The sequence below is a fragment of the Tindallia texcoconensis genome (assembly GCF_055383815.1).
Genome location: NZ_AP042431.1, coordinates 1,900,315 through 1,918,119 on the forward strand (window position 1 = coordinate 1,900,315; position 17,805 = coordinate 1,918,119).

General features: G+C 41.1%; 14 protein-coding genes and 1 riboswitch. Of the genes, 9 read left to right on the plus strand and 5 right to left on the minus strand.

Going from position 1 to position 17,805, the window contains the following annotated elements; translation table 11 throughout:
* Positions 1 to 37: 37 nt before the first annotated feature.
* The gene (locus tag ACZ47N_RS08580; protein WP_464886142.1) at positions 38 to 1,339 is read left to right on the plus strand and encodes a methyl-accepting chemotaxis protein; all 1,302 of its coding nucleotides are present in this window, start codon (positions 38 to 40) and stop codon (positions 1,337 to 1,339) included.
* Positions 1,340 to 1,425: 86 nt separating this feature from the next.
* On the opposite strand, the gene ACZ47N_RS08585 is transcribed toward ACZ47N_RS08580, so the two are convergent.
* Complete coding sequence (locus ACZ47N_RS08585) at positions 1,426 to 2,916, minus strand: aspartate ammonia-lyase (protein ID WP_464886143.1); 1,491 nt, start codon at positions 2,914 to 2,916, stop codon at positions 1,426 to 1,428.
* A gap of 456 nt (positions 2,917 to 3,372) precedes the next feature.
* Here ACZ47N_RS08585 and ACZ47N_RS08590 point away from each other — a divergent pair, with 456 nt between their 5' ends.
* Entirely contained in the window at positions 3,373 to 5,373 is a 2,001-nt protein-coding gene (locus tag ACZ47N_RS08590; RefSeq protein ID WP_464886144.1) for a methyl-accepting chemotaxis protein, read from the plus strand.
* 189 nt (positions 5,374 to 5,562) lie between these two features.
* Here the strand turns inward: ACZ47N_RS08590 and ACZ47N_RS08595 are convergent, their stop codons facing one another.
* From ACZ47N_RS08595 to ACZ47N_RS08605, 3 genes are all read right to left on the minus strand, one after another.
* Entirely contained in the window at positions 5,563 to 6,225 is a 663-nt protein-coding gene (locus ACZ47N_RS08595; protein WP_464886145.1) for an aspartate/glutamate racemase family protein, read from the minus strand.
* Between the two features lie 234 nt (positions 6,226 to 6,459).
* A complete protein-coding gene (locus ACZ47N_RS08600; protein WP_464886146.1) occupies positions 6,460 to 7,065 on the minus strand; it encodes a 5' nucleotidase, NT5C type in 606 nt (201 codons plus the stop codon).
* A 185-nt stretch (positions 7,066 to 7,250) separates the two neighbouring features.
* Positions 7,251 to 9,236, minus strand: a complete 1,986-nt coding sequence (locus ACZ47N_RS08605) for a methyl-accepting chemotaxis protein (protein ID WP_464886147.1) — start codon at positions 9,234 to 9,236, stop codon at positions 7,251 to 7,253.
* A gap of 273 nt (positions 9,237 to 9,509) precedes the next feature.
* Here ACZ47N_RS08605 and ACZ47N_RS08610 point away from each other — a divergent pair, with 273 nt between their 5' ends.
* From ACZ47N_RS08610 to ACZ47N_RS08620, 3 genes are read left to right on the plus strand one after another with little or no spacing between them, the layout of a single operon-like run.
* A complete protein-coding gene (locus tag ACZ47N_RS08610) occupies positions 9,510 to 9,896 on the plus strand; it encodes a GntR family transcriptional regulator (RefSeq protein ID WP_464886148.1) in 387 nt (128 codons plus the stop codon).
* On the plus strand, positions 9,893 to 10,795 hold the full coding sequence (locus tag ACZ47N_RS08615) for an ABC transporter ATP-binding protein (RefSeq protein WP_464886149.1): 903 nt from the start codon (positions 9,893 to 9,895) through the stop codon (positions 10,793 to 10,795). Before ACZ47N_RS08610 ends, ACZ47N_RS08615 begins: the two co-directional genes overlap by 4 nt.
* A complete protein-coding gene (locus ACZ47N_RS08620; RefSeq protein ID WP_464886150.1) occupies positions 10,767 to 12,794 on the plus strand; it encodes a DUF6449 domain-containing protein in 2,028 nt (675 codons plus the stop codon). Before ACZ47N_RS08615 ends, ACZ47N_RS08620 begins: the two co-directional genes overlap by 29 nt.
* 14 nt (positions 12,795 to 12,808) lie before the next feature.
* On the opposite strand, the gene ACZ47N_RS08625 is transcribed toward ACZ47N_RS08620, so the two are convergent.
* Positions 12,809 to 14,071: an L-cysteine desulfidase family protein gene (locus tag ACZ47N_RS08625; protein ID WP_464886151.1), complete on the minus strand. Its 1,263-nt coding sequence runs from the start codon at positions 14,069 to 14,071 to the stop codon at positions 12,809 to 12,811.
* Between the two features lie 290 nt (positions 14,072 to 14,361).
* Positions 14,362 to 14,555: riboswitch (cobalamin riboswitch) on the plus strand.
* Between the two features lie 156 nt (positions 14,556 to 14,711).
* On the opposite strand from ACZ47N_RS08625, the gene ACZ47N_RS08630 reads away from it, so the two are divergent.
* The 4 genes from ACZ47N_RS08630 to sucD all read left to right on the plus strand — a co-directional run bounded on the left by ACZ47N_RS08630 (position 14,712) and on the right by sucD (position 17,626).
* Positions 14,712 to 15,218 carry a cob(I)yrinic acid a,c-diamide adenosyltransferase gene (locus tag ACZ47N_RS08630; protein ID WP_464886152.1) on the plus strand — a complete coding sequence of 169 codons (507 nt, stop codon included), beginning with the start codon at positions 14,712 to 14,714 and terminating at the stop codon, positions 15,216 to 15,218.
* Positions 15,219 to 15,267: 49 nt separating this feature from the next.
* Positions 15,268 to 15,426, plus strand: coding sequence for a DUF2292 domain-containing protein (locus ACZ47N_RS08635; protein WP_464886153.1), 159 nt, complete (start codon positions 15,268 to 15,270; stop codon positions 15,424 to 15,426).
* Positions 15,427 to 15,545: 119 nt separating this feature from the next.
* A complete protein-coding gene (gene sucC / locus ACZ47N_RS08640) occupies positions 15,546 to 16,724 on the plus strand; it encodes an ADP-forming succinate--CoA ligase subunit beta (RefSeq protein WP_464886154.1) in 1,179 nt (392 codons plus the stop codon).
* The gene (sucD, locus tag ACZ47N_RS08645; RefSeq protein ID WP_464886155.1) at positions 16,724 to 17,626 is read left to right on the plus strand and encodes a succinate--CoA ligase subunit alpha; all 903 of its coding nucleotides are present in this window, start codon (positions 16,724 to 16,726) and stop codon (positions 17,624 to 17,626) included. The genes sucC and sucD overlap by 1 nt, the downstream gene beginning before the upstream one ends.
* Positions 17,627 to 17,805: the final 179 nt, after the last annotated feature.

The following is a 17,805-nucleotide window of genomic DNA, read 5'->3' on the forward strand; positions in this document are numbered from 1 at the left end:
GCTATGGAAATTAGAGGAAGTAAAAAGGAGCGGTTTGATGAAACAGCAACATGCAGAAAAAGGTTTTAAAGGAATTACAGGGTCCCTTACACTTAAGTTTATTGTGGTCATAGTCATTGCACAGCTGATTACCCCATTTCTGGCAGGCTTTATTAACCAACAAATTGAGAGAATGGGTGTTGCGAATATCGGCATTATAACAATGATCACCTCGTTTACCAATTTGATTATTCTAACCATATTTATGACCTTTGCCATAAAATGGATTATTTTAAATCGGGTCAGTGCATTACAAAAATTTGCAAACAACGTTGCAAATGGTGATTTAAGAGAAAGACTAGACATAACCAAAGAAGATGAAATCGCTAGTCTTGGGAGAGGGATTAATGATATGGTAGACAGCTTGTCAGAGATGGTAAGGCAGTCTACGGTTTCATCAGAACAAATGGAAGCTGCCAGTCAAGAGTTGAGTAGCAATACGGAATTAATTTCACGAACCATGGAAGGAATAAAAGACCGTACGGATAATATTGAAAGAGAAGTTGGAAACACCATGCAGGCAGTGGAGAAAGCATCTCAGGATTCTGAGTTGCTGAAGAATCGTAGTGAAAAAATCATGGCCTCTTCTGAACGGATTTTGGAAAGATCAGAAGATGCAAGAGTTCTAGCTGAAGAAGGTCAGAATGCGGCTCAGGGCGTAGAGGATAGAATTCATAACACCACTGCATCCTTTGAGCGTTTGGCAAAAACCACAGAGGTGTTACAAGAATACTCAGAAAAAATCACCCTAGTCACAGAAACCATTCAGAAGATTTCACAGCAAACAGGAATTTTAGCCATTAATGCTAAAATAGAAAGTGCCCGAGCTGGAGAAGCAGGAAAGGGATTTGCCGTTGTAGCCGATGAGGTAAATTCCTTAGCAGAGGAAACTGGATCTTCGGTGGAAGCCATTGAAAAAACAATGGAAGCTTTAAAAACCGGCATTATGGAGTTGGGGAATGAAATGAAAGAAGCTTCCGAGACTTTAGGTGAAATAAGAGATGCTTCGGATAGGACGAAACAAACATTGACAGGCATTGTTGGTCAAATTGAGAATGTAGATCATCGAATTCATGATATAAATGAAATCAATCAAGAGCAGGCTGATTTTTCCCAGGAGTTTGGCCATCTGATTTATCAGATTACCAATAAAACAGAGTCCATCAATGAATCTGTTCAAGCCACCAATGAACTGGTGGAAACTACTAGTGGTACTTTAATAGGAATTAACAAATCTACTGATGGGATGACCGCTCAAGCTACGGCTACCAAAGAAAAACTGATGAAAATAAAGATCTAGAAAAAAATCATCGAATGCGAAGAAAACCCCTTGTTATGGCATGTATCCATAAGAAGGGGTTTTTAGTGAAAGGAAATTTAGTTTTTTTATGCTTGGCGAAGGCCTATGCCAATGAGATGCTTTCCTGCGATACCAGGCTCCGTCATTTCTTTTGCTTGTAGAATATCATCTAAGTCAGACTCACTTAACAATCCTTTTTCTAAGGTGACCTGGCGAACGCTATTCTTTGTTTGGAGCACTTCTTTGGCAATTTCTGAAGTGGCTTCATAGCCCAAGTGTGGATTTAAGGCAGTGGCTAAAGCAACGCTGGATTGAACTTTTTCATGACAGGCTTCTTTATTGGCTGTGATGCCTTTAATACATCGCTCTGCAAAAGCTTCTGCTCCATAAGTGATGATATCTATAGATTCAAATAAATTCTTGAACAGAACAGGCCCCATAACATTAAGTTCAAATTGACCTGCACCAGAGGCCAATGAGACAGTATGATCATTTCCTTGGACTTGGAAACAGATTTGGTTTATCATTTCTGCCATGACGGGATTAACTTTTCCAGGCATGATAGAAGAACCAGGCTGTACGGGAGGAAGATTTACTTCCATTAATCCGCAGGAAGGACCAGATGCTTTCATCCGCAGGTCGTTAGCCATTTTGGACATACTAAGGGCACAGTTTCTTAGGGCACTAGACAAATGAATATAGCCATCGGTATTTTGCGTTCCGTCCACCAAGTGTTCGGCTACCTGTAGGTCTAATCCTGTTACAGAACGAAGCTCATCAATAGCCGCTTCTATATAGGCAGGGTCTGCATTAAGGCCAGTTCCAACAGCCGTGGCACCTAAATTCACAGTATGCAGAGATTTCATGGCTGCTTGAATCCGTTCTATATCACGACGGAGCACACGAGCATAAGCACCGAATTCTTGACCTAGTCTTATGGGAAGAGCATCTTGCAAGTGAGTGCGGCCCATAACCAATACATCATCAAATTCCTTTTCTTTTGCTTCGAGTTCCAGACAGAGCTTTTCAAGGTTATCAATTAACTTTTTCTCCATGGATAGAACCGAAACTTTAAAAGCCGTCGGCACCACGTCGTTGGTAGATTGTGCCATGTTAACATGGGTATTGGGAGATACAACATCATAGCGGCCTCGCTCTACGCCTAAAATTTCAAGGGCACGATTGGCTAATACTTCATTGACGTTCATATTAATAGAAGTACCAGCACCACCCTGAATGGCTTCTACAATGATCTGATGATCAAATTCTCCATTGATCAGTTCAACACATGCTTTTTTGATAACGTTTCCAATTTGCTCTGGAATAGCATTGGTTTCAAGGTTGGCAGCAACACAAGCATACTTTACTTGGCCCATACTTTGGATCAACTCTTGATGGACCTTACCCACTGGCAGGGGAAAATTTTCTTGAGCTCGCTTGGATTGGATGCCATAGTAAGCCTTTGCAGGGATTTCCATAGTCCCTAAAGAGTCTTTCTCAATACGCACCTCTGGGGCAGCGGTGCGATCGGCTACTTTTTGAAGCGTGTTAATTTTATTCATTTTGGTTTCGAACATGTAAATACCTCCTATTCATCCTAATTTATGTGTTGGTTACGAGTACGATACAAATGACAAAAGGATTCATGAACGATGCTCCAATTCAGATTGATAACATTTTAACATAATTGATTAAAAAAATAGTAGAATTAGTTTTGGGCATTGTTAATATGAACCTACTATTAGTATAACATGAATATAGAAAAAGCCAATATACGAAAATATAGTCGGAAGATTCTAACGATAATTTGATATCGAGGTCGTAAAATCCGCATGGTGGGAAAATAAAAAGTTAAAGAATTAACGAAATAAACCCTAGAGGAGGTTTGACGCTTACAGAAGCATTTGTTATTATTGTGCTTTAGGCCATAAAAGATCCATAAGAAAGGAGTGGTTGAGAAAAGGACAATCCCTTCATTTAAGGTTGCTTTGAATTATGGACAGCGTGAAAACAAACAGAAAAGGGGGACTATGATGAAGTTTCGAGGAAGATTAACGATGATGCTTTTGCTGGTTTTTGCAATGATTATTACAATTACTTCTGTCATGGGGTATACCAACGCAAGAAACAATTTGCAGGAAAGTGTTTATGCAGACGGAGAGGCTGAAACCCAGGCGATGGTAGACTATATTGAAGCTTGGCTGGGACAAAAGGTGGCTTCTGTTGCTACGGTAGCAGGCATGGCAGAGGATCCTTACATAATGGAACGGGTATTAGAAAATCCATTAGAGAACGAGTATTTAAAACCAACTGGATATGATGAAGATATGGTCCATTATTATTTGGGTTTTGTGGACGGTACCTTTATTACAGGCAGTGGATGGGTGCCACCAGAGGATTACGATATGACGGATCGGCTTTGGTATCTTGCAGCCAAGCAGCAAGGAAAGCCAACGGTTACAGAGGTATATCAGGATATGAATACAGATCAGTATATGGTATCGGCAACGGCTCCTTTTTACGGATCAAGTGGAGAATTTATGGGTGCAGCCGTAAGTGATATTTATTTGGATACCTTAACAGCCACCATTGATGATATGGAAATGGGTGAGTCTGGATATGGATTTTTAGTTGCTGAGGATGGTACCGTCATGGCCCATCCATCAGAGGAACTGGTGAATACCAATTTTAATGAACATTCTTTTTTTGCGGAAGTGTATGGAAGAGCACAAGAGAAAGAGCGGGGCCTTCAGTATTATCATGAAGGAGGCATGGATAAAATTCTGTTTCATCAGGAAGTTCCATCTACTGGTTGGACCCTGGGAGTAGTTCTGGACGAAGAAGAAGTATACCAGCCATTAGCCAGCCTTCGGAATCAGTACTTGTTGATTGGCGCCGTTGGGATGATCATTGTGGTGTTGCTATCCTTTCTGATTGCACAAAGAACCGTTACCCCGATTAAAAACATTTCGGAAATTATTGATGGATTGGCAAATTATGATCTCACTATGGATAAAAAGAGTAAATTGGGAGCTCATTTAAGTCGAAAAGATGAAATAGGAGAGATGGCTCGTTCCTTAGGAATTATGCAGGAAAGTTTTGCGAAACTAGTACAGGATATCACAGGGCATTCACAACAACTGGCTACGTCGGCAGAAGAGTTAACTGCCACGAGCCAACAATCATCTACGGCTTCTCAGGAAGTGGCTAAAACCATTGAAGGCATAGCAGAAGGTGCAACAGAGCAGGCGGAAGAAGTGGAAACCGCAGCACAAAATGTGAAAGAGATGGAACGTTCATTAGTTCAAAACAATGAATATGTTCTGTCGGTTAAGCGTATTACAGAAGAAATTCAGCGACAAAAGGATCAAGGAATTAAGGTGATGGATGAATTATCAGGTCTGATGGAACAAAGCAGCCGCCTAGTGGGAGTTATGGGGGAAGCCGTTCAGAGCAATCAAACCAGCGCCGATAAAATTGATAATGCTAGCAGCATGATTCAAAACATTGCAGATCAGACCAACTTACTGGCCTTGAATGCAGCCATTGAAGCAGCCAGAGCTGGAGAAGCGGGTAGTGGATTTGCAGTAGTAGCCGAAGAAATACGCAAATTGGCAGAGCAGTCCACTACCTTTACTGGGGAAATCAAAGGGATTATTGAAGAACTCAAAGAAAAATCCAATACCGCCGTTGAGGCCATGAAAGAAATCGATCAGGCTATGGAAGTGGAGAAAAAGAGCAAACAACAAACCGAAGGCCAGTTTTCTAAAATTGCAAATTCAGTTGAAGAAGCAGGCCAATTAGTGGAAAATCTAACAAAATCCAGCAAGATTATTGAAGCCAACAAGGATCAGTTAGTGACCATTATGCAAAATTTAGCGGCTATTTCCGAAGAAAATGCAGCAAGCACAGAGGAAGCTTCTGCTTCTGTGGAAGAGCAAACAGCGTCTATGGAAGAAATTTCCAGTTCCAGTGAAATGCTAGCAAATATGGCTTCAAAAATGGACGAAGCTGTTAAAGTGTTTAAGATATAAGGAACCTATGGCTTTAGAAAGCGAAAGTTTGCATGAGAGGGTGAAGACAAGACCCTCTCATGCAAGTAAAAAAGGAACGTCTCCTTCTATTTCAGCGGAGAGGTTCCTTTTTCAATGAAAGAAAGTATTTTTAAGGGGAGTGCATATCACATACCCAATAGATAGTTTCTTTTGTTTATAAAAGGGCTTCTAATGGGATAGAATAAGGCGAAGCATTTCTTCTGCAGGATCAATAATAGGAAGAGAGGTATGAGCAGCCAAGACATCCTGCAAATATGGGAAATGGGTACAGCCCAGAATAAGGGATGAAACGCCAACGGTTTCAAAAAAACGAAGAAGAGGCAAAAGGCCCTGTTCTTTGAAAATGACAGTGGGAAGAGCACCGGTTTCAATGTGAATAACCAGTTGGAGCAAAGCAGTCCCCACTACTTGAGCAGACTCGTTGGATTCATGAATAATTCTTTCAATGCCTCGTAAAGACTGGCAATTAGCCGCCAGCAACCCAACTTTTTGAAATTGACCTGCAGTTTTCCGATAAACATCTAAGGGGGTAACAATGGGAAGTTTTGTTTCTTCTTCAACTTCCTCGACACGAATAGCAGCACTAAGAGAATTACAGTAAATACAGATGGTGTTGACCTGTTGTTCTTTTTTCATACGCAAGACTTCCTTGACTACGAGTCGTTGAAGTTTAAAAGGGTGAAGTACCTGGAGAGTGGTGGCTTCCTCTGGTGTGTGGGAGATGCCAATGCCAACGGGTTGTAAACCTTGTTCCTTGAAATAATGAATGCCCATTTGAGCATCCACGTGGGTGCCACCAATAATTCCAATTGGATAGGATTGCGTTGTCATAGGACTCCTCCTTTAAGGCTTCCGTTTTTGTAACCCATGTGTGAAGATCATTCTATCCCAAGTCTACGTGAAAATCAATTAAAAGATGGAAACGGATCTGCAGCTACTAAAACAGTTGAAACAGCTCCTGCAGGAGAAAATGGAACTGGATTTCAAGTGGTGCAAAGGAAGTTCGTTTGCTTTCGGATGAAATAGAAATATCTGTTCAACAAATTGTAGAGTAAAAAAAGCCTTCTACGCAATAATGCGATGAAGGCTTTTAACGCCATTTTTTTCCATAAAATGGATGGCGGTTTGGACTTGCTGCCAGTTTTCTACGCGTTTCATATTAGGAAGCATTTCTAATCCTCGGTTATAGGTACAGTCCATGAGTAAAACATCTATGCCTGTTTCCGCAATGGCCCTAGCGTTTTCATACCGGTCTTCTACGAATAAATCACATTCCAGTTCCTGTGCTTTTCCTACTTTGTCGTGGCTTCCGAGTAGATGTAAGCCATGGACAGGGATGTCATGACGATTCAGCCAGTTCTCTGTGACGTGTTGCAGTTTAGGATGGCGGGCTGTGATATAGTATAGCCGATGATTTAAAGCTAAGCCGTGGAGAATACTAGGTGCTTCTTTTCGTACGGGACTGTATTCATGAATCGCTTCACCATATTGATTGTAGAATTTCAAATACTCTTCTTCCGTAATCCTCAGAGAATCTGCTAAATCGTAGCAGGTGATGTCTTCTGGCTTTTGGTTCAATCCAAAGTGTGCATTGGTCCAGGGCAACCAGTAATAAGGTTCTGTTAATGTGGCGTCAATGTCGATGCCGATATTAAGGGAATGTATTTTCATAAAAACCTCCTTGTAAACCTTTGTGTTTTCTTTCCTTGTAAACCTTTTTGTTTAGGTCCTATGAGATGTTTTTGTTGGGTAGGCTTGGCTTTATTATATCAAAGGAGGTCAACTCTGTGTTATGGATAAATGAATTCTAGGTAAAGTTTTTTTAATGACGGCGTTCATCCACTGGTGATGCCCTCTTATAACTTGAACTGTTGAATGGCTTGATTCATTTCTTCTGCTAGGGTAGAGAGATGGTGGCTGGCGTTGGCGATTTCTGTCATAGAAGCCGTTTGTTCTTCTACGGCAGCCGAAGCTTCTTCAGTACCTGCTGCATTTTCTTCTGCAATAATCGATATTTTTTCAATGATGTTAAGCATATGCTCTCGCTTTTCCTGCATAATCTCACCAGAAGCGTTCAAATCCTTTAGAGACAGTTTCATCTCTTCTAACGAGCTGGCAATTCCCTGGAAATGTTGGCTGGTTGTTTGCACTTGTAGTTCTTGTTTTTCTCCCACTTCATTAACGTGAGTCATGGTTTTAACTGCATCCTCTACTCGATCTGTTAATTCAGAAATGACGGTGGCAATCTCATCTGTGAAGTTGCTGGATTGTTCGGCTAATTTTCTTATTTCTTCAGCCACCACTGCAAAACCACGGCCTGATTCGCCTGCCCGTGCAGCTTCAATGGCTGCATTAAGGGCCAGTAAGTTGGTTTGCTCGGCAATGCTGCGGATCATTTCGCTGGCCGTATCAATTTTCTCCGCACTGCTTTGTGTTTCGTTAATGACTCCCTGAACGCTTTGTGTGGCGGAACGGGTATCGGAAGTGGTTTTCAAAAGACCTGTCATAGATTCATGGCCTTTGTGCTGATAGCCTTCTACTTTTAACAGTTCTTGGTTTAAGGCTTTTAAACAAAGCTGATTTTCGCTGATTACCTGATTTAAATCACCAACAGCTTGAGCTCCTGTGGTGGTGTCGTTGGCTTGTTGAGTGGCACTTTTGGCCATGTCTTCAATGGTTTTAGCTACTTCGTCTGCAGCTTGAGAGGACTGTTCGCTGGTGGTATTCAAGTTTTCTGAGGAGGTGGCTACATTTTTAGAAGCCCCAAGGACGCTTTGCAATAGCTCAACGATATTTTCTTGCATACGGGTGCTAGAACGAATCATATCACCAATCTCATCAGGACGTTCCTGATAAAGGTTTATGGCATCTTCGGGTAACGTTCTTAAATCGTAAGCTGCCATTTTTTCAAGTTTTTCAGCGACGGCTTTCACTGGTTTAATGGTGTTTCCACTAATCCAAAGACCAGCAAGGCCACTTAGGAGGATGGCAACGACCATAATACCCATAACGGTACTTCGGAATGTAGCTAATCCAGAAAGTAGTTCGGCTCTGGAAACCTCGACCATTAGGTGCCAACCAGGCGTTCCTTCGATAGGAGCATTGAGCAAAATCATGGACTGTCCATGGATATTTATTTCCTGTGAATCTGCCACTCCCATCTCAATAGAGGAGGCGTCTAAATGCTGATACGCATCGATAGAAGATAAAGAGTTTCCAAGCATATCTTCGTCTGGATGAGCTAAAACAGTGGCATTGTCTGAAAGAATCCATCCAAAACCAGCATCGCCGATAGAGATGGATTCAACAATTTCGGTGATTTCTGAAAGATAAATGGAACCAGAAATAGCACCTACTCGATTACCAGCCATGTCATCAATACCATGAGCAATAACCGTTAACATTCTTCCGTCAATGGAACTGGGAAAAGGATTGGTAACGTAATGGTTGACCCCCTGTTTGAAAATGGGATCCATGTAGGCACTGGAACCGAAATCATATTGTTCTAAATCACTGTCGAAGGCCGTTCCATCTGGAAAGACCATGGACAGTGTACCGAAATCCGACTGCTCCAGAATCTTTGTCATAAATGGTTGTGCAGATTCTGGATCCATGTTTTTAACGGCTTCCTGTTCAGAGATAATCATGGCCTCGGAAATTTTTCTTTCTAATAAAGATTCAATATTATGAGAAAAGCTGCCCATCATTTCTTCATTTAACTCTCCAGCTACCTTGCTCACCATGGTGGATGCTAAAGAGTATAAAATGATGCCTGCACCTAATAGGAGTAGGATGCTGGTTGCCAAAAAAGTCATCATCATCTTTGTTTTTAAACTTTTCATATACGGGTGGCCTCCTCTTTGAATCTAAGGTTTGGTGAAACACAGTTATCTGTTAGAAACATTCTAATGGAAAAAGTAATAGGAAACAAGGTTTTTTAACTAAGAGTAGAAAAATAGGGAGTGAACACTAGAAGCATCAAAGAAAACAAGAAAAATATAACTTGACAAGTTGAAGTGAGCTGATTATACTAAGAGCGTACTAACTGTACTACTTTTAATAGTACAGACAATTCACCCAAGGAAATAAATGAAAATGCGAAACGAGGTGAAGCGATGTTTGAATTGGATTTAAGGAGTAGGATTCCCATCTACGAACAATTAATAGACAAAATTAAGGAGATGATTATTACGGAGCTACTTGCTACAGATGAACAGCTGCCATCGGTTCGATCCTTGGCGCAGCAGCTCACGATTAATCCGAACACCATTCAAAAAGCATATAGAGAGTTGGAAAAGCAGGGCTATGTGTATACGGTGCAAGGAAGGGGGAATTTTGTAGCGCCAGTGATGGAAAAAATGCAAAAGGAAAAAAAGGAACAGTTACGAGGGCAAATCAAAAAATTGGTGACAGAGGCATTGTTTCTTGGAATGAATAAAGAAGAATTAGCAGAGATCCTTCAAGAAGTGGAGGATCAGCAAGAGGGGAGGCGATCAGTATGATCAATATCAGTGGTTTAACCAAACACTTTGATGATATAGAAGCATTAAAAGGTTTAAGCATGCAGGTGAAAAAAGGTTCTATCTATGGGTTGCTGGGATCTAATGGAGCTGGAAAAACAACGCTGCTAAAAACCATCGCAGGTATTTATCGGGAAGATGGCGGAGAGGTGCAGATAAAGGAAGCCTCTGTTTTTGAAAATGAAGCTTTAAAACAACGTCTCATCATGATACCAGATGCCTTATACTTTTTTCCAGGTTTTACGGTGGAAGAAATGGCTGGGTTTTATCGAGAAACATACCTACATTGGAATGAAGAACGATATCGACAGATGGAATCGGTTTTTGGTATTGACCGAAAGCAAAAAATCCAAAAACTTTCCAAAGGCATGCAGCGACAAGTTGCTTTTTGGCTGTCCATGGCAGCTATGCCAGAGGTGATGATTTTGGATGAACCGCTGGACGGGTTGGATTCTGTGATGCGTCAAAAAGTAAAAAATTTGCTGGTCCAAGACGTAGCAGAGCGAGAAATGACCATTATTATTTCTTCCCATAACCTGAGAGAAATGGAAGATTTTTGTGATCATGTAGGGATTTTACACCAAGGTAAATTGTTGTTGGAAAAAGATTTGGATGAGTTGAAAAAAGATATTCACAAGATTCAAGTTGCTTTTAAAAAAACGCCGCCAGAAGAATGGCTTCAATGGATGAACGTACTTCATGTCGAAAAACGGGGAAGTGTTCATCTCATGATTATTCGGGGGGAAAAAGAAAAACTAATGGAGGATTTTAAAGTGTTTCAACCAGTGCTACTGGACATCTTGCCATTAACCCTAGAAGAAATATTTATTTATGAAATGGGGGATCACGCATATGAAGTGGATCAAATCATTTTTGCATAAAGGAATTATAGGGGTTGCATTAAAACGCTTTGTATGGGTAGGCGGAAGTTATTTTATGGCACTGATGCTCCTATTACCTCTACGGATCATGATGCGACTACCATCCCATGAAGAACCTCATTTTTACCCAGAAACATTTACGAGAATGTATGAATTTAGTGGAGAGCCTTTTCAGATGTTTTTAATGCTGACGGTGCCTTTTATTACGGCAATCTTAGTATTTCAGTATTTACAACAGAAATCATCCTCAGACTTTCTGCATAGCATTCCAATGACAAGAAAAACTATGTTTTGGAGCCATCTCATCAGTGGTGTATTGTTGTGGGCCTTGCCCGTAGCCTTAATAGGTGGCATCAGTTTTCTTATCCGAAGCCTGACAGTGCTTAACCAGTACTTGGCAGTAGAAACTATTTGGCAATGGATGGGTACCACATTATTGATGAATTTCGTCATCTATCTTTCCACCGTAACCGTAGGAATGTTTTCCGGTGTGGTATTGGCCCAAGGGATTTTTGCGTATATTCTATTGCTATTACCAGCTGGAATGCTGATCCTAATGGCATATAATCTCAACATTTTACTGTATGGATTTAGTGGAGATTTTTTAATGCAGGAAGAATACTTGGTTTTTTCACCGATCATTCGGATCTTTGGATTGTATGCAGAGTCCTTAAGCTTCTCGGAAGTGAGAGGATATTTGGTAGCCTGCGTTCTTTTGCTTGTTGCTTCTCGAACTCTTTACCAATATCGGCGGATGGAAAGATGTCGTCAAACGGTGGTATTTAATGGAATAAACACTATTTTTCTATTAGGGATCACCTTTTGTGTGATGCTCACTGGAGGACTTTACGCCGAAATCGCTAGTAGGGGCAACGTATTTTGGATTTTGATTGCTTACGCTCTCTTTGCAGTGATCGGTCATTATATAGCCTTGGCAGTATTGAATAAAAGTTTTAGAGTCTTTAATAGGAAAAACCTTAAAAGTTTTGCCATCTATGCAGCCATCACAGGGATGATCATGACAGGAATTGTAACGGATGTGACTGGTTATGAGCAACGAATTCCCAAGGTAGACGACATTGAAAAAGTTTATTTTGACGGAGCTTTTTGGCGGTATGAAAACTGGAAGACTGCTTCTGAGCAAGAGGAGTGGGATTATTTTTATCGTCAATCCCAGAGTATAGAAAGAATTCTAAAACTGCATGAAGCGATTATTCAGGAATCCAATTGGTTCCGTTTTAAAGGCAATCAATATAATTCGGATACAAGGAGAGTGGCACTGGCGTATCATTTAAAAGACGGAAGTCGTCAAGTTCGTGAATATAGGGTGTCTCACCATGATTTCGAGGAATATTTTCAATCCATCCAGGGTCTTATGGAAGACAAAGAAATGGAATTCCCAGTACTCCGATTACAGCCAGAAGACGTATCTCATATAGAATTTAGAGCTGGAGAAATGGACAAAAGAAAGATCTTGCAGCAGGAAGAAGCAGAAGAAGTCCTAAGTATTATTCAGGAAGAAATCAAAAGAGCGGATTATGATACGTTATATGGTCCAAGTGATTCAGAAGGATCTATTCGTATTCATTTAACAGATCGCAAACAAAAATCAATGCCTCCCTATTATGGTGATCGCGGCCAGTTATATGTTGATCGAAACCGTAATTTTGAAGCACTAGATCAGTGGTTAAAAGACAAGGATCACTATGATGAGGTTACGGTAGTTCCAGAAGATATAGCCCAAGTATCTGTACGGATGGTGGAGTCGGAAAATGAAATGGAAGTCATAGAGCGAAATGGGTTTATAGAAATAGGAGATGGGATTTCCACCAAGGATGTAGAGGAAATTGAAGCAAGCTTAAATCGCTCTTCATCTTTCTGGAGAGCCCGTGAATATTATCCTGTGTATGTAGTTGGTTTTTTTGATGAATTTGACAATCAATTATTTATAAGAGCCTTTGAACCAGGTCAACTACCAGAATTTATTTATATGCAGTAAAAAAATCCTGAAGATCAGGATTCAATCATGATCTTCAGGATTTCTACATCGGTTTCTTTCATTCCAATTTTGGCCATTCGGCAAACACTGCGAATGGTTTCTTCAATATCTTCTTTAAGGAGGCCATCACCGGCTTCAAAGTACTGATCTTTTTCAGCCAAGCGGAATGATAATATAGCTGCATCGACAGAACAAGCAATTTTAGCGGCACAAGAAGCTTTGGCACCATCGCAGACAATACCAGAGGTATTCGCCAGCGTATTTGCAATAGATCTTGTTATTACAGGAAAGGGAGCTTGGTGTAAATAGGCAATGGCAGCCGTTGCACCGCAGGAAGCACTGACAGCACCGCAGAAAGCAGATAACTTTCCAATACCTGTTTTGATATGAATCGAAATAAGGTTGCTTAGAGCTAATGCTCGATACAAGACTTCCTCCGAAACATCTAGATATTCGGCAAAAACAATAACCGGCAAAGAAACCGTTAAGCCTTGATTCCCGCTACCAGAGTTGATAACTACAGGCTTGGAACAGCCGCTCATCCGAGCATCAGATCCAGAGGCAGCATAGGCTTTAGCCTTATTATCTACGGCATCACCATAGAGTTCCAGCAGTGTTTTTCCCACGTTGGCTCCATAGGGGTTTGCAAGTCCATCTTCAGCGATGGCACGGTTCATGGTTACTTGATCTTCTAAAACAGGTTTTAATGTTCCAGCATCTACGGTTTGAATATAATCGTAAATCCCTTGGATGCTTAAAAAGCTTCTGTCCACTTGTTGTTGGGTGGCATGTACATCAATCGTGGATTCCTTTTCAATAATTTGTTTGTTTTTAGTGATTTCAATAATACCCGTATGGCAATCTTTTAAAGTAACGCTGGCTTCATCATTGGCAGCCTTAACAAACACTTTAATATAAAGACCTTCTACTCCTTCTGCTAATGTGACTTGGCAAATTTTCTGTTCCAAGAATTCTTTTGTTTTGAGAATATGTTCCTCCGTAACAGCCGTTAACACTTCTAATTTCCTGGAAGAATCTCCTCCGACGGCTCCAAGAATAGCACTAGCTTCAATGCCTTTCATGCCTGGAGTCATAGGAACCGTAACTCCTTTTACATTTTTGATCACATTTCCGCTGGATTCAATCTGGATGGACTCGGGCATTTGCCCCAGCACTTCTCTGGCTTTAGCGGCGGCATAAGCAATAGCAATAGGTTCTGTACATCCAAGGGCTGGCACTAATTCTTCCTTTAAAACTTCGATATATACATCCTTCAATGGGATAACCACCTTTCCGTTAGGGTTCTTCCTTCTATTCTTATACAAATAAAGGAGCCTGTCAATAAATAGAAGCAAACTCATGTACTACAAGGTGCTTCTTCGCCATAGACCATTGAAAAACCTCCAAGAATCAGTAGGGTCTAGGGGATGATAGCCATAGAATTAGAGGCATCTAGATACTAATCCCAGGGAAAACAAAAGCAAATGAGAGGATGAGGGAGATAAAAAGGAACTAAGAGGATATAGCTTGAATTGGGTATAAAGATATGCTATGCTTATGTTGATAGAATTGAATATTATTTTATGGTGTCTGTTTGATTACGAGAACAGATTAAAAGGGAAGATGGGTGTAATGCCCACGCGGTCCCGCCACTGTAATGCTGAGCCACCAATCATATCCACTGTTGATGAACAACAATGGGAAGGAGATTGGTATGCAATGAAGCTAAGCCAGGAGACCTGCCATAGAATACTCTGGATTTCTCACGGGAGATGGGAAGGAGACTGAGTGGATACAGAAAGTTCCTAAATATCTGTATGCTCTGAATGCAATCATTCCGATAAAACTTCTCCCTGAATTCCTGGAGAAGTTTTTTTATGCCAATAGACATGAAAGCCACAGTAGGAGGGATAAAGGATGAGGATTTATACACGGAGCGGAGACGGCGGAGAAACGAGTTTGTGGGATGGGCAACGAGTGACAAAAGATGAAAGTCGAGTAGAGTGTTATGGAACGGTGGATGAGTTAAACAGCTTTATCGGCGTGGCTAGGGCAACTATTGAGAATCAGGCAGTAAAAGAAGTTTTGGAAGAGATTCAAAAGGAACTTTTCGTGGCAGGTGGAGAGCTTGCTACTCGGGACCCAGAAAAGCTTCGAGAACAGATCACAGAAGAACATATCAAGAAGCAAGAAGGGTTTATCGATGCATATATGGAGAAACTGGAAAAGCCCTTAGGTTTTGTAGTGCCTGGGAACAATCTCTCTTCAGCCAATTTGCATGCGGCAAGAACCATTTGTCGTCGCCTGGAACGAAGAATCATATGGCTTATGCGAGAAGAAGAGGTGAGTGAGTGCTTGTTGCGATATTTTAATCGTTTATCCGACACTTTGTTTGCACTGGCTGTGGCGGAAGAAAATCGTTAATGGTGGGGAAACGTCCCATGGATAAAACATACCAAAAGGAGGAAGCGATATGTTAGCGGAAAGAAAGATGGGAATAGAGGAGTTGTCACAAAGAGAACGAAAGCTGCTGAAAATGATTCGTGAGACAAGGCATGGAGAAATGCGTTTGGTGTTCCAAGACGGACAGGTAGTTCGTGTTGAAGAATGGAAAGAGTCGATAAAACTGTAAACGTGATCAATTAAATAGTGTGAGAACTGACTGGAAAACCAGAGGTCCTTTAAGAGCAAGTCTTAGGGATTTCTGGTTTTTGTTTTTGGAGAAAATAGGCAAAGAAAGGAGGTTGAAAGATGAATATTCATGAATATCAGGCAAAAACTTTATTAAAGCAGTATGGGATACCCGTTCCCAAGGGGTTTGTTGCCGGAACTTTAGAAGAGGTGGAAAAAGCAGGCTGGAGCATAGAAACAGACAAAGCTGTTGTCAAAGCACAAATACATGCTAGAGGCAGAGGAAAAGCTGGCGGGGTAAAAATGGTCAGTAATTTGGCGGATTTGAAAACTGAAGCCGCACATCTTTTGGGAAAAACTTTGGTGACCCACCAAACGGGTCCAGAAGGTCGAGTAGTAAAAAAACTGCTGATTGAAGAAAGCTGCGAAATATGGAAAGAGTACTATATAGCCATTACGCTGGATCCTGAAGCTGCAAGGGTGATGATAATTGCTTCAGAACAAGATGATGCCCATATCAAGAGCTTTGCAGCGGAAAATCCTGATAGAATCCATAAGGAAATCATCGATCCTGTAACAGGACTGGCGGAATTTCAGGCACATCGAATCTGCCATGGGATTCAAATACCACCAGAGCAACTTCGAGATACCGTAGACCTAATGAAAAATCTGTATCGATGCTTTATCGAACAAGATGGCTCTATGGCAGAAATTAATCCATTAGTCATTTCGAAAAGTGGAGAGGTACAGGCCTTAGATGCAAAACTTAGTTTTGATGACAATGCTCTTTTTCGTCAGCCTCACCTAAGGAAATATTTGGATCTCAATGAAGAAGAAGAAAAAGAAGTGGAAGCGGCATCTCATGGATTGGCATATGCTTCTTTGGAGGGCAATATTGGCTGTATGGTTAATGGAGCAGGTTTAGCCATGGCCACGATGGATATCATCAAGCATTATGGTGGCCATCCTGGGAATTTTCTGGATATAGGAAGTGGAGCCACAGAAGAAACAGTTAAAGCAGCTTTCAAAATCCTTATGTCAGATTCAAAGGTATCAGGAATTTTGGTCAATATATTTGGAGGCATTATAAAATGTGATGTGATTGCCAAAGGCCTTCTTAATGCAGTAAAAGACATAGAGCTTCAAGTGCCTATAGTCCTTCGCTTGGAAGGAACGAATGTAGAGGAAGGTCTTAAAATTCTCAAATCCTCTAACTTGGAAATTGTAACAGTGGCTAATATGAGCGAAGGTGCTCAGAAAATTGTTGAATTAGTGGAAGGGAAAAGAGGTGCGGCTTAATGGGGATTTGGGTGGATGAAAAGACAAAAATCATTATTCAAGGCATTACAGGAAAAACAGCCCAATACCATACAAAGCTTATGCAAGACTATGGAAGCAACATTGTTGGAGGCGTTAGCCCTGGAAAAGAAGGCCAAGCACTGTTGGGAGTCCCCATCTTTAACACAGTGGAAAAAGCCGTTGCAAAGACATCGGCAAATACTTCGGTGGTATATGTCCCCGCCCCCTTTGCAGCCGACGCTATTTTAGAAGCCGTACAAACAGAATTGGATTTAGTGATTTGCATTACAGAACATATTCCTGTGATGGATATGATCAAAGTAAAAAAATATATGGAAGGCAAAAAAACTCGTTTAATTGGCCCGAATTCACCTGGTATTATTACGCCTGAAACATGCAAGATTGGGACTATGCCAGGATATATTCATCAAAAAGGAGAAATAGGGGTCGTTTCTCGCTCAGGTACCCTTACTTATGAAGCGGTTTATCAGCTTTCTCAGCGAGGAATCGGACAATCAACTGCCGTAGGAATTGGTGGAGATCCGATTCAGGGCACCAATTTTATCGAGGTGCTTCAGGCTTTTAATGAAGATAAAGAGACGAAGGCAGTTGTGATGATTGGTGAAATTGGAGGGAAGGAAGAAGAAAAGGCAGCAAAATGGATTAGAGCCAATATGAAAAAGCCAGTAGTAGGATATATCAGTGGTGAAACCCTACCAACCAGTAAACCCATGGGTCAAGCTGGAGCTATTATTGATGATGGAAAAGGAAGGGCTAGAGAAAAAATACAATCCATGAAAGAAGCAGGTATCTATATGGCAGATAAACCCACGAGCATCGGAAAAACCTTAGTGGAAGCTTTAAAACAAGAAAACCTATGGGTGAATCAATACGAATCCTGAAGGAGGAGGAGCAAAGTAGAATTTTTCTTACTGGCGGCAACGCCAGCGGGGCTAAAAGCTCATGTATCCGATGATTATCATCGTAAACCATTTTTAAAAAGGAGATAAGCGGTGTTGCGTTTTTGGATAACAATGAGTTTTTAGCTACCTCTGGTTTTTTATATATAGCATCATCTGAA

Coding starts and splice junctions, on each gene's coding strand:
- ACZ47N_RS08610 (WP_464886148.1), top strand. CDS start 9,510: ATGTTTGAATTGGATTTAAGGAGTAGGATTCCCATCTACGAACAATTA.
- ACZ47N_RS08630 (WP_464886152.1), top strand. CDS start 14,712: ATGAGGATTTATACACGGAGCGGAGACGGCGGAGAAACGAGTTTGTGG.
- ACZ47N_RS08615 (WP_464886149.1), top strand. CDS start 9,893: ATGATCAATATCAGTGGTTTAACCAAACACTTTGATGATATAGAAGCA.
- ACZ47N_RS08600 (WP_464886146.1), bottom strand. CDS start 7,065: ATGAAAATACATTCCCTTAATATCGGCATCGACATTGACGCCACATTA.
- sucD (WP_464886155.1), top strand. CDS start 16,724: ATGGGGATTTGGGTGGATGAAAAGACAAAAATCATTATTCAAGGCATT.
- ACZ47N_RS08590 (WP_464886144.1), top strand. CDS start 3,373: ATGAAGTTTCGAGGAAGATTAACGATGATGCTTTTGCTGGTTTTTGCA.
- ACZ47N_RS08605 (WP_464886147.1), bottom strand. CDS start 9,236: ATGAAAAGTTTAAAAACAAAGATGATGATGACTTTTTTGGCAACCAGC.
- ACZ47N_RS08635 (WP_464886153.1), top strand. CDS start 15,268: ATGTTAGCGGAAAGAAAGATGGGAATAGAGGAGTTGTCACAAAGAGAA.
- sucC (WP_464886154.1), top strand. CDS start 15,546: ATGAATATTCATGAATATCAGGCAAAAACTTTATTAAAGCAGTATGGG.
- ACZ47N_RS08595 (WP_464886145.1), bottom strand. CDS start 6,225: ATGACAACGCAATCCTATCCAATTGGAATTATTGGTGGCACCCACGTG.
- ACZ47N_RS08580 (WP_464886142.1), top strand. CDS start 38: ATGAAACAGCAACATGCAGAAAAAGGTTTTAAAGGAATTACAGGGTCC.
- ACZ47N_RS08620 (WP_464886150.1), top strand. CDS start 10,767: ATGAAGTGGATCAAATCATTTTTGCATAAAGGAATTATAGGGGTTGCA.
- ACZ47N_RS08585 (WP_464886143.1), bottom strand. CDS start 2,916: ATGTTCGAAACCAAAATGAATAAAATTAACACGCTTCAAAAAGTAGCC.